Origin of the sequence: Methyloceanibacter caenitepidi (assembly GCF_000828475.1) — a bacterium.
Lineage (GTDB): Bacteria > Pseudomonadota > Alphaproteobacteria > Rhizobiales > Methyloligellaceae > Methyloceanibacter > Methyloceanibacter caenitepidi.
This window is the reverse complement of sequence record NZ_AP014648.1, coordinates 811,700-823,601: the sequence shown is the minus strand read 5'-3', so window position 1 is coordinate 823,601 and position 11,902 is coordinate 811,700. Positions and strand designations below refer to the sequence as shown.

General features: G+C 61.7%; 9 protein-coding genes and 1 tRNA gene. 9 read left to right on the top strand and 1 reads right to left on the bottom strand.

Annotated elements, in window-relative coordinates; translation table 11 throughout:
- Positions 1-30: 30 nt before the first annotated feature.
- From GL4_RS03860 to GL4_RS03830, 8 genes are all read left to right on the top strand, one after another.
- A complete protein-coding gene (locus GL4_RS03860; RefSeq protein ID WP_052464096.1) occupies positions 31-759 on the top strand; it encodes a FadR/GntR family transcriptional regulator in 729 nt (242 codons plus the stop codon).
- A 125-nt stretch (positions 760-884) separates the two neighbouring features.
- A complete protein-coding gene (glnT, locus tag GL4_RS03855; RefSeq protein ID WP_045364755.1) occupies positions 885-2,240 on the top strand; it encodes a type III glutamate--ammonia ligase in 1,356 nt (451 codons plus the stop codon).
- Between the two features lie 239 nt (positions 2,241-2,479).
- Complete coding sequence (locus GL4_RS03850) at positions 2,480-3,793, top strand: ammonium transporter (RefSeq protein WP_045364754.1); 1,314 nt, start codon at positions 2,480-2,482, stop codon at positions 3,791-3,793.
- Between the two features lie 39 nt (positions 3,794-3,832).
- Positions 3,833-4,009 (top strand): hypothetical protein, encoded by a 177-nt coding sequence (locus GL4_RS17695; RefSeq protein ID WP_172653287.1) that lies wholly within the window; start codon positions 3,833-3,835, stop codon positions 4,007-4,009.
- A gap of 106 nt (positions 4,010-4,115) precedes the next feature.
- The gene (glnT, locus tag GL4_RS03845; protein ID WP_045364752.1) at positions 4,116-5,477 is read left to right on the top strand and encodes a type III glutamate--ammonia ligase; all 1,362 of its coding nucleotides are present in this window, start codon (positions 4,116-4,118) and stop codon (positions 5,475-5,477) included.
- Positions 5,478-5,485: 8 nt separating this feature from the next.
- Entirely contained in the window at positions 5,486-6,499 is a 1,014-nt protein-coding gene (locus GL4_RS03840; protein WP_045364751.1) for an alpha/beta fold hydrolase, read from the top strand.
- A 234-nt stretch (positions 6,500-6,733) separates the two neighbouring features.
- On the top strand, positions 6,734-7,858 hold the full coding sequence (locus GL4_RS03835; protein WP_045364749.1) for an efflux RND transporter periplasmic adaptor subunit: 1,125 nt from the start codon (positions 6,734-6,736) through the stop codon (positions 7,856-7,858).
- A 26-nt stretch (positions 7,859-7,884) separates the two neighbouring features.
- Positions 7,885-11,064, top strand: coding sequence for an efflux RND transporter permease subunit (locus GL4_RS03830; protein WP_045364747.1), 3,180 nt, complete (start codon positions 7,885-7,887; stop codon positions 11,062-11,064).
- Positions 11,065-11,154: 90 nt separating this feature from the next.
- Here the strand turns inward: GL4_RS03830 and GL4_RS03825 are convergent.
- Positions 11,155-11,231, bottom strand: a tRNA-Arg gene (locus GL4_RS03825).
- Between the two features lie 276 nt (positions 11,232-11,507).
- On the opposite strand from GL4_RS03825, the gene GL4_RS03820 reads away from it, so the two are divergent.
- Entirely contained in the window at positions 11,508-11,885 is a 378-nt protein-coding gene (locus tag GL4_RS03820) for a YkgJ family cysteine cluster protein (protein WP_244462674.1), read from the top strand.
- Positions 11,886-11,902 lie beyond the last annotated feature (17 nt).

Below are 11,902 nucleotides of genomic sequence, written 5' to 3'. Positions count from 1 at the left end.
AAGCCAAGCCGGCAGCAAGGAGCTCCTTGAGTGAAGCCTCAATCGAACGACGATACCGAGCTCCCGGCCGCGCAAGCTCCCAAGCGTCCGTCCGGCGTCAAGGTCGTCTCCGCGTACCTTCAGCGTGCGATCGAGACCGGCGCCTACTCGCAAGGGGAGCGCCTTCCCGCAGAGCGCCAGCTTGCTCAGACATTCAACACCGCGCGCTCGACCGTACGGCGCGCGCTCGACAAGCTTGAGGAGGCCGGCCTCGTCTCGCGACGGCTCGGCAGCGGGACGTTTGTCGGCGCAGCCCCTCAGTCGGGCGGCTCACTCCTTGATTTCATCGGCGGGCTGACTCCCTTGGACCTGATCGATGCCCGCGCCGCCGTCGAGCCCTTTACCGCACGGCTTGCCGCCGAGCACGCTGACGCCGGGATGATCGAGGACTTGGAGGGGGTTTTGGAAAATGCCGGGGCCACGCGCGACCAGGACGACTTCTCGAAATGGGATGGAGAGTTCCATCTCCTTCTGGCCCAGGCTTCGGCCAATCCGTTTCTGATCCACGTCTTCCGGCAGATCAACCACGTTCGCCTCAACGCGCAATGGGGGGAGATGAAGGCCAACATCCTGATGCCGGACGCCATCGCGGAGTATAACCGTCAGCATAGAGCCGTTCTCGACGCCATCGAGTCGCGCGATCCGTTGCTGGCGCAGAAGCGCATGGCCGAGCATCTGGAAACTGCGCGAAACGACCTCTTGAAGGCTCTCAATCCTTAGTCGCTGAGATCATGCTGCGACACAGTGCGGCACAAGAGGCTTGCGAAGACAAAACCTCTTACGGATCCTCGCTTCATTGCTAGCATTCACTCACCCTGGTTCGCTGTCAGCAATGGGAGAACAGCATGTCGTCCACGCCTACTGAGTTCGAAACACTCCACCGTCAACTGAGCAACAAGGGCGTGGAGTACATGATGGCGAGCTTCTCCGACATGCATGGCGTGTCGAAGACCAAGATGGTGCCTCTGTCTCATCTCGAACAAATGATGGCCGGGTCGGAGCTCTATACGGGCGCGGCTCTTGATGGCGTTCCTCAAGATGTGAGCGACGAGGAGGTCTCCGCGCGCCCGGATCCCGCATCGTGCATCATCCTGCCGTGGCAGCCTGATGTGGCCTGGTTCGCAAGCAATCTCTGGTGCGAAGGAAAGCCGTTCGAGGCCTGCAGCCGGAACATCCTGGCGCGCGCGACGAAGGCGGCCGCGGATATGGGCCTCGTCATGAATCTCGGCATGGAGGCCGAGTTCTATGTGCTGAAGCAAACCGAGAACGGCGCCACCACAGTGTCCGAGCGCGATACGCTCGATAAGCCCTGCTATGACGGCTACGGCGTTCTCGACAACCTCCATTGGCTTTCGGAACTCGTGAACGCCATGGATGACCTCGGCTGGGACGTCTATTCCTTCGATCACGAAGACGGCAATGGGCAGTTCGAGATCGACTTCAGCTTCGCCGATGCGATGACCATGGCGGACCGCTTCGTCTTCTTGCGCATGATGGCCAACGCGATCGCCCGCAAGCACGGTTATTTCGCTTCATGGATGCCGAAACCGTTCGCTAATCGCACGGGGTCCGGCGCCCACTACAACATGTCGCTTGCGAGCCTGGAGACCGGCGAGAACCTCTTCAAGGATGCTGACGATCCACGCGGGTGCGGGCTTTCGAAACTGGGCTACCAGTTCGTCGCCGGCGTCCTGCGGCACCTGCCTGCAATCAGTGCAGTCGTCTCGCCGACGGTCAACAGCTACAAGCGCCTCATCAAGCAGGGCTCCATGTCCGGCTCGACTTGGGCACCGGTCTTCGTGTGCTACGGCAACAACAATCGAACGAATGCCTTGCGCATTCCTCTCGGCGGCGGGCGCGTTGAATTGCGGGCTGCCGACTCGGCCAACAATCCTTATCTGGGCGCCGCGATGGTCCTTTCCGCAGGCCTCGAAGGCATCCGCGAGGGCCTCGATCCCGGCGACCCGCATACGGAGAACATGTACAATAAGTCCCCGTCCGAGTTGCAGGAATTGGGTATCGCTCTCCTGCCGCGCACACTCGAAGAAGCGATCGACGCCTTCGAAGCAGACCCGTTCTCGCGAACGGTGCTAGGCGAGGACATGTTCAAGGCCTACGCCGCTTTCCGTCGCGAGGAATGGGACGCCTATCACAACCATATCTCCGATTGGGAACGCGACCGCTACCTGAAGTTCTTTTGATCCGTGAACCACGCGTCAATCCTTAGGCAAACGGCTGCCTGCGAAATTGGCAAGCGGAACGGCAATCCTGGCCCACTTTGGGCAAGCCGTTGATTCGCGCACGCTCTTGCGGCTGGCACACTCCTTGCTCCTGTAAATGCTCGTAAATTCTATTTCCTGAGCGGAAATAGGATTTGGCTGCGCAAAGCGGCAATCGGCCTGAAAAAACAGGCCTATTCGCTTCGAAGGGGGTGTTGCTGATGGAACAGCAAATTGCAGAACTAACAAAGTCGAGCGGCATGCTCGGCACTGTCGACGTAGAAATATTTTACTGGTGGTGTACGGCGATCATGATCTGCATTCATGCAGGTTTTCTCGCCTACGAGATGGGGGCGTCGCGCGCCAAGAACGTGCTCGCGTCCGGCGTGAAGAACATTCTCGCCTTTGCCTTCATCGTTCCCACGTTCTTCTTTTTCGGTTGGTGGATCTATCTCGCCTTCCCGAACGGCCTCATTCCGTCCGCTGACGGCAATGTGGGTCTTCCGTGGGCGGCAGAGATGGGCCCGAACCTTCAAGACAACGCGACGGGCGTCTTCTGGGCGGCCTTCGTGCTGTTCGCCGCAACCACGGCGTCGGTGTTCTCCGGCGCGGTGATCGAGCGTATTCGCGTCTCGGCCTTCGTGATCCTGGCGATTGTGCTGGGTTCCGGAGCGTGGATCCTGGCGGCATCCTGGGGCTGGCATCCGGACGGGTGGCTCCTGACGAAATTCGGCTACCATGACGTCGGCTGCGCCGGCCTCATCCATGTGGTCGCCGGTTTCTTCGCGCTTGGTGTCCTGCTCAACCTCGGGCCGCGCATCGGCAAGTACAACGCGGATGGCACGGCGAACGACCTGCTGCCGCACAACGTTCCGATGGTACTGATCGGACTGATGCTCATCATCGTGGGCTTCTTCGGCTTCCTCGGCGGCTGTGCGATCCTCAATCCGGGTGCTCAGTGGACGAATATCTACGGTCAGCCGATGACCCTTTCGGCCTACGGCTTCAACACGCTGATGTGCTTCTCGGGCGGCATCATCGGCGCCTGGATCACCACGCGCGATCCGTTCTGGATGATGTCCGGTGCCCTGGCAGGCATCTTCGTGGCCGCGGCCGGTCTGGATCTCTGGTACCCGCCTCTGGCCTTCCTTCTGGGTATCGTTGGCGGCGTGATCATCAAGCCCGGCAACGACTTCCTGGTCAAAATGGGCGTCGACGACTCCGTTGGCGCGGTCTCCGTGCACGGCTTCTCCGGCATTCTCGGGGTTCTCGCCGTCGGCATCTTCGCCGCCGGTTACCCTGGACCGGGCGATGCTCCAGCGACGTCCTTCATGGGACAATTCGTCGGCGTGATCGTGATGGTCCTGTGCGGCTTCGTCCCGGGCTACCTCGTCTCGCTGCTTCTCAAGACGCTTGGCGTCTTGCGGGTGCCGGACGAGGTGCAGGAGATCGGGCTCGACTTGGCGGAAATCCCGTCCAAGGCTTACCCGGAAGCTGCTGGTTACAAGAGTGCAACCCTGGCGCCGGCTGAGTAGCCGTTCCGCTAGCAACGCAAAGATCGAAAGGAAAAATCGATGGACAGTAGTCCAATCACAACCTGGGAAGGGGCTGGCGCCTACTTCACCTTCGCGGACATGCCGGGAGTGCTCTACCTAATCCTGGCTCTAGCGGCGATCGCTTGTTTCGGTACGATCGTCATGGCCGCGAAACACGAAACTGAAGCCTTCAAGAAGATTGCAGGCAAAGACTAGAGTTAGCCCACCGAAGCGGCGAGCCCCGTTGACCCCTCTTGGGTTGGCGGGGTTCGTCGTGGCGGGCCAAGAACACTAAGACGCAACACAATCGCCGAGGGACCCCATGGACGAACATCTGCCGGACAGCGCGGCAAAGCTGGAGCAAACGCTTTCGAACAAGGGCGTCAAGTTTCTAATGGCCAGCTTCTCCGACATGCATGGTGTGTCGAAGACGAAAATTGTCCCGCTCGATCATATCGGCCAAATGCTCGCCGGCTCGGAGCTCTACACAGGCGCCGCCCTCGACGGTGTGCCGCAAGATGTCAGCGACGAGGAAGTGTCGGCCCATCCCGACCCTGCGTCCTGCACGATCCTTCCGTGGCAGCCCGAGGTGGCGTGGTTCGCCAGCGACCTTTGGTGCGAGGGCGCTCCGTTCGAGCCATGCTCGCGCAACATCCTCAAGCGCCAGATCGACGCTGCGGCGGAATTGGGCTTTGCGATGAAGTTCGGCATGGAGGCCGAGTTCTTCGTATTCAAGGACACAGAGAACGGCGGCTACGAACCGCTCTCGACACTTCCCCACCTGGACAAGCCCGCGTACGACGCCACGCGGCTGTTGGACAACCTTCCCTGGCTCTCGGATCTGGTGGACGCGATGAACGGCCTCGGCTGGGGCGTGTATTCGTTCGACCACGAGGACGGCATCGGCCAGTTCGAGATCGACTTCAATTACGCCGACGCCCTGACAATGGCGGACCGCTACGTTTTCTTCCGCTTCATGGCGAACTCGATCGCACGGCAGCACGGCGCCTTCGCGACATTCATGCCCAAACCGCTTGGCGACCGCGCCGGCTCCGGTGCACATTTCAATATGTCGCTGGCCGACAGCGAGACCGGCGAGAACCTCTTCGCCTCGCCGAGCGACGACCGCGGCAACAAGTTGTCCCAGCTTGGCTACTATTTTCTCGGCGGGCTGCTCCGCCATGTTCCGGCGATCTGCGCTGTCTGCTCACCCATGGTCAACAGCTACAAGCGCCTCATCAAGCAAGGGTCGATGTCGGGCTTCACATGGGCGCCCGTCTTCGCCTGCTACGGCAACAACAACCGCACCAACTCCTTGCGCATTCCGCTAGCGGGCGGCCGCGTCGAGTTGCGTCCAGCCGACAGTTCCTGCAACCCCTATCTCGGCGCCGCGCTGGCGCTGGCGGCGGGGCTGGAGGGCATCCGCGAGAAGGTCGATCCCGGCGAACCGTACCGGGAAAACATGTACAAGAAGACGCCGGAAGAGTTGGACGCACTCGGGGTCAAGCTTCTGCCGCGCACGCTCGAAGAGGCTGTCGATGCTTTCGAGGCCGACCCGCTGACGAAACAGGTCTTTGGCCCCGCGATGCACGAGGCCTGGATCGACTTCAAAAGAGACGAATGGTCGAGCTATCATAACCACGTCTCCGATTGGGAGCGGGACCGCTACCTCAAATTCTTCTAGAGTGCACTGTGTCCAAAGGTGAGATTTCAGAGTTCGTTGCCGACCTCGAACGGCAAGGGGGCGAACCGCTCCCCGACGCGCGGCTGGTCTACAAGACATATGGCGCGCTGAACGAGGATCACTCCAATGCGATCCTGTTCCCGACCCGTTTCGGGGGCACGCACGAGCAGAACGAATTCATGATCGGACAGGGTCATGCGCTCGACCCCGAGCGCTACTTCATCATCGTGCCCAATATGTTCGGCAATGGCGTCTCCTCGTCGCCCACCAACGCGCCCGCGCCCTATGGCGGCGGTGGCTTTCCGGACATCACCATCTACGACAATGTGCGGCAGCAGTACCGGCTGGTGACGGACGTCCTCGGCATTGAGCGGTTCGCGATGGCCGTCGGCTGGTCCATGGGAGCCCAACAAGCCTTCCAGTGGGCCTCTCTTTACCCGGACACGGTGCCGCGTCTCGCCTGTCTGTGCGGGACCGCGAAGACCACGGACCACAACCGCGTGTTCCTCGAAAGTCTGCGCGCGGCGATCGAGGCCGACAGCCTGTACCAAGGCGGCCACTACAACGCGCCGCCGCTGGGCGGCCTGAGAGCGGTCGGCCGCATCTATGCGGGCTGGGCCTATTCGCAGGATTGGTACCGGGCGAAGGGATACCGCGCGCTCGGATACGAGACGTTCGACGACTACATCACCGGCTATTGGGATGCGCTCTACAAGGAACGCGACGCAAACAACATCATGGCCATGACGTGGACGTGGATCCACAACGACATCAGCGCCAACGACCGGTTCGGGGGCGATCTCGGCGCGGCGCTTGGGGCGATCACCGCCAAGACGGTGCTGATGCCCTGCATGACCGACCTGTATTTCCGGACCGCCGACAGCGAGGACGAATTGCAGCATCTCCAGAGCGGGCGTCTCCTCGAGATCCCCTCAATTTGGGGACACATGTCCGCGGCGGGGCAGAACGAACCCGACACGCAGTTCATCGACCAAGTGCTGAAAGACCTGCTCGCCTCGTAGTCCCGCGGCCGGTGCGCGTTAACGCTACCCAGCGATTCGGCGGGCGGAAACTGGCCTTGCGGCTTCAAATCCCGGTTATTTTGCCAAATGCGACCTAGTCCGTTTGGCCACCGATCCGTACAATCCGGCCATCCGTCGCGAGGCTGGCTCGTGCGACCTTTCCGTAACGTAATGTTCGAGGCCGGGTGTCCTGCCGTACATTGGCCGCGACGCCCGTAGCCAACCCGAGAGTTCATGGACTGCGAACACAAGATTTCGATTGAGACGAGACTCCATGCTGGCCGCCTGACCAAGGCCGGACTCGCGCTGCTCGCCGTATGCCTCGCGGCGACAGGGCTGGCCTGCGGCACCGCCGCAGCGCAACCCGTTCCGCCCGTCGAGACCGAGGCCGTGCGGCAGTCGCCTGTGATCCGGAAGCTCGAATTGTCCGGGAGCATTTCCTCGCCCCATGCCTCGCAGATATCGACTCTCGTGCCGGGCCTTGTGAGCAAGGTGCATTTCGACAGTGGTGCCTACGTGAAACAGGGCGACATGCTGTTGGAACTGGACTCGGAGCTCGAGCAGGCCGCCTATGAGCAGGCAGCCGCGATGGCGGCTCAAGCTGCAGGCGAGGTCAAGGATGCGAAGCGGCGCCTCGACATCGCAGCGAGCCTCGCCCAGCGGAAATACGGTCCGCAAAACGAAGTCGAAGCACGGCAAGCCGAAGTCGAAATCGACACCGCGACCCATGACAGCCATCGTGCCGAACAAAAGCGCCGCTCGGTGATCCTCGACCGTCACAAGCTGCGCGCGCCGTTCGACGGCGTCATCTCGAAGCGGATGGTCGAGGTCGGCCAATGGGTCACGCCTGGGACCCCCGTATTCGAACTCGTCGCCATGAAGAATTTCCGCGTTGACGTTCCGGTGCCGCAGGACTACTACGCGCGGCTGCGCGACGGCGCCGATGTCGCGATCGAAGTCGACACCCTGCCCGGAGAGGAGATCCCCGCCAAGATCGGCGCGCTGATCCCGGTGAGCGATCCGGATGCTAGGACCTTCACGCTGCGCGTGCTGCCGACGCGAGACAACATCCCCATCACCCCGGGGATGTCCGCTCGCGTTCTCATTGACCTCGACACCGGCGCGCGCGACGTCGTCGTTAGCCGTGACGCGCTGATCCGCTATCCCGACGGGCGCATCACCGTGTGGGTCGTAAAGACCGACGGAGACAAGACGAGCGTCACCGAACGGCGCGTGGAAATCGGGCTTGCCTTCGACGGACTGGTGCAGGTGCTCTCGGGCCTCGAAGAGGGTGAGCGCGTCGTCGTGCGGGGCAACGAGTCCTTGCGCGAAGGGCAAGCCGTCCAACTGGCCAGCTAAGGCCCAGCGCGGAAGAAAGGCACCCGATGCTCGAACGGATTGTCCAGCGCGGAACCCTCGTGACGGTGATGACGCTCATCGTCTGCGTGCTGGGCATCGTCGCGGCATTCCGCATCCCCGTTCAGATGATCCCCGATCTCGAGGTGCGGACGGTCACGGTGCAGACGCGCTGGCCAGGCGCCACCCCTCAGGACATTGAGAAGGAAATCGTGATCGAGCAGGAGGAGTATCTGCGTTCGATCCCGAGCCTCGAGCGGATCATCTCGCGCTCTTCCAGCGGCGAAGCGCGGATCGAGTTGGAATTTCCCTACAATATCGATCTCAACGAGACCCTCATCCGCATCAACAATGCGCTGAGCCAGGTCCCCTCCTATCCGGAGGACGTAGACCAGCCGCGTGTACGCGCGAGTTCCTTCAGCGCCAATTCGTTCATGTATTTCCGGATATCGCCTCTGCCCGGCAACCCACGCCATCTCGACCTTGCGATGATGCGCGACTTCATCGACGACCACGTGCGGGCGCGGCTGGAAAGCGTGAAGGACGTATCGGATGTCGGCCTGTGGGGTGGCGCTGAAAAGCAGATCCAAATCCTTTTCGACCCTGCGGCGCTGGCTGAACGAAAGATCTCCCTGACCGATGTGCGCCGGGCCGTGGCGGAGCGCAATCGCGACACATCGGGCGGCGAGATTGACAGCGGCAAACGGCGCTACTTGCTGCGCACGATCGGCCGGTTCGACGATCCCGAGGATCTGAAAGAACTGATCATCGCCCGGCGGGGCGACAACATCATCCGCCTGGACGACGTGGCCGAGGTCAAGCTCGGACATTTCGAGATCTATACCCGCGCCTATGTGAACGAACGGCCCGGCATATTCCTCTCGATCCGGCGCGAGGCCGGCTCGAACGTCATCGCCATCAAGGAGGCGGTGATGAAGGAGGTCGAGGAGATCAACCGCGACGTGCTGATCCCCGCGGGCATGGAGCTGAAGCTGACTGCGGACGACGTGACCTATGTGCAATCGTCGATCCGCAATGTGTGGACGAACCTCTCCATCGGCGCGGTGTTAGCGACCTTGGTGATGTTCCTGTTCCTGCGCTCGGCCAAGGCCACCGTGATCGGCGTTCTCGGCATCCCGATCTGCACCATTGCCGCGTTCATCGGACTGCTTCTGGCGGGACGCACCATCAACGTGATCTCGCTCGCCGGCGTCGCCTTCGCCATCGGCATGACACTCGACAATACCATCGTCGTGCTGGAGAGCATCGATTTGGAGCGGCGGCGAGGCCTCGGGCGTCTGAAAGGAGCGATCCAAGGCGTGCGCAAGGTTTGGCCTGCCATTCTCGCCTCCACGCTGACGACCATCTTGGTATTTGTGCCTATCGTCTTCATTCGAGAGGAAGCCGGTCAGCTCTATTCCGATATCGCCATCGCGATTTCCGCTTCCATCCTCGCTTCGATGGTCGTGGCGATCACCGTCGTCCCGACCGCCGCCGCCCATTTCGACTTGACCCCGAAAGACAACAAGGCGGTGGATGCGGCCGATGGCGCTATCGTGAAGGGTGTCGGCTGGCTCATGGCCACGGCGGTGAGGCGTGCACTCTGCATCCTGGGCGTCGCAGGCGCGAGCGCCGCCATCATCCTGCTGCTGACCCCGCCGGCCGAGTATCTTCCCGAGGGCGAGGAACCAAAGATGTTCGCACGCCTCAACGCCCCTCCCGGCTACAACCTCGAAACCATGGAGGAGATCGGCAAGGACCTGCAGGATTGGCTGTTGCCCTATGTCGAGGACGACCCGGCACGCTTCCATCGCGGAGACACGGAAGTCCCGGCGGTCAAGTACTTCTTCCTGGTGGTCGAGGCCGACGGCATTCGTATCATTGCCGAGACCGTCGATCCTTCCGACATCACCAAGCTCATGGCGGCGGTGGGCGAAAAATATCGAACCTATCCCGGGATGAATTCATTCGTTTCGCGTGGGTCCATTATCACCAGCAATGACGGCGGCACACGCAGTGTCAGTCTCGATATCGCGGGGCCTAGCCTCGAGGAGGTCTATGCGGTGGCGGCGACCGCGTACGAGCGCGCGGACGAGATCTTCGACAATCCGCGCATTCAGGCCGACCCGTCTACGCTCACCCTGTCGCAGCCGCTGATCGAGGTGAGACCGAAATGGGAACGCGCCGCGGAACTTGGCATGACGGCGGCCGATGTCGGCTTCACCGTGGCGGCTCTGACCGACGGCGCCTATGTCGGCGAGTTCTTCCGAGGCGACGAGAAGATCGACATCTATTTCTACAGCAAGGACGCCTTGCGCACCTCGCTCGACAAGCTTCCGCAAATGCCGGTCTACACGCCGCAAGGGACCATCGTGCCGCTGTCCTCGGTTGCCGAGATTCGCGAGACCGTGGACACGAACACGATTCGCCGCATCGACGGGCGCCGGACCGTGACGCTCAACGTCATCCCGCCGGACGACATCGCGCTCGAAACGGGCGTCGGCATCGTTCAGGAGCAGCTCATAGACCACCTCAAGAGTGCGGGCGAAGTGCCCTTCGAGGTGACCATGACGATCTCGGGCGCATCGGACGACCTCAATGCGACGCGTGAAGCCCTTTCGGGCAACTATCTCGTGGCGGTCGTAGTCATCTATCTCCTGCTGGTCGCGATCTTCACCCATTGGGGCTATCCGCTCCTCATCATGACGACGATCCCCTTGGGCATCGCCGGCGGTCTCGTGGGGCTCGCGCTTATGAATTGGGTGGGCTCGATGATGCCGCGCTTCGGGCTCGACCCTCTCGTGCAGCCCTTCGACATGATCACCATGCTCGGCTTCCTCATTCTCATGGGCACCGTGGTGAACAACCCGATTCTGATCGTGGACCGGGCGCTGTCGAACCTGCGCGAGAAAGCGTTCGACGCCAAGGAGGCCGTGATGGAGGCGGTCGCCTCGCGGCTTCGCCCCATCGCCATGTCGACGGTGACCACGATTTGCGGCCTCGCCCCGCTCGTGTTCATCCCGGGGGCGGGTACTGAGCTCTACCGCGGCGTCGGCGCCATCGTCCTGTTCGGCATTCTAGGCACGGCGATGGTCACGCTCACCTTCCTGCCGGCGCTGTCGATCGCCGTGTTCCGGCTTGCCGGCTACGGCAAGACGGCAGGTGCGCAAAGCTCTTCGGCGACGCCGTCACCGGCTCCCGGCGAATAGGTAACCCCATCCGCAGACAGACAACCGCGTTCGCACATTTCCGTGCGCCGCCGCGGGACGGCGGCAATGCCATCGATCATTGGGAAAGGGTGGCGCGCCGGGGAAGATTCGAACTCCCGACCCCCAGATTCGTAGTCTGGTGCTCTATCCAGCTGAGCTACCGGCGCAAAAGCCCAAGAACCGCAACATGTTGGCGGTTCGGCGCAAAAAGGGTGCCGTGACCGGCGTCCCCAAGACCCGCCTAGCTAATACCTAGGGAGATCGATAGCAAGAGCTTCGAGCAAAACTGTCGCAATTTGGCTGCGAGATAGGTCCACCGCCGGGCGAACCCCATGTTTGCATCGTCCGAGACGCTGTTCCACAACACTCCCCGGACTGAGAGCCTGTAGAAGACGATGCCCCCGACCAACCAGCCAGAGTTTCTAGCCAAGCCTCTCCACGAGATGAGCGAGCAGGAATGGGAATCGCTGTGCGACGGCTGTGGGCTCTGCTGCCAGATCAGAGCCGAGGATATCGACACGGGTGAAATTGTCCTTTCCAACGCCGCCTGCCGACTACTTTGTTTGGATACCCTTCGCTGCACGGACTACGAAAACCGCAAGGCGAGGGTGGCCGATTGCGTCAAGATCACACCTCAAAACGTCGCTCAGCTGAACTGGCTTCCCCATACTTGCGCCTATCGCATGGTGTTCCGAGGGGAGCCGCTCGAAGAATGGCACTACCTTATCTGCGGCGACAGAAATCGCGTTCACGAGGATGGGCCGTCCATGAAAGGTGAGTTGGTCAGCGAGGAGACCGTTGATTGGAGCGAATTTGAGTGAGACGCTCCGGCCCAGCA

Coding starts and splice junctions, on each gene's coding strand:
- GL4_RS03850 (WP_045364754.1), top strand. CDS start 2,480: ATGGAACAGCAAATTGCAGAACTAACAAAGTCGAGCGGCATGCTCGGC.
- glnT (WP_045364755.1), top strand. CDS start 885: ATGTCGTCCACGCCTACTGAGTTCGAAACACTCCACCGTCAACTGAGC.
- GL4_RS17695 (WP_172653287.1), top strand. CDS start 3,833: ATGGACAGTAGTCCAATCACAACCTGGGAAGGGGCTGGCGCCTACTTC.
- GL4_RS03820 (WP_244462674.1), top strand. CDS start 11,508: ATGAGCGAGCAGGAATGGGAATCGCTGTGCGACGGCTGTGGGCTCTGC.
- GL4_RS03835 (WP_045364749.1), top strand. CDS start 6,734: ATGGACTGCGAACACAAGATTTCGATTGAGACGAGACTCCATGCTGGC.
- glnT (WP_045364752.1), top strand. CDS start 4,116: ATGGACGAACATCTGCCGGACAGCGCGGCAAAGCTGGAGCAAACGCTT.
- GL4_RS03830 (WP_045364747.1), top strand. CDS start 7,885: ATGCTCGAACGGATTGTCCAGCGCGGAACCCTCGTGACGGTGATGACG.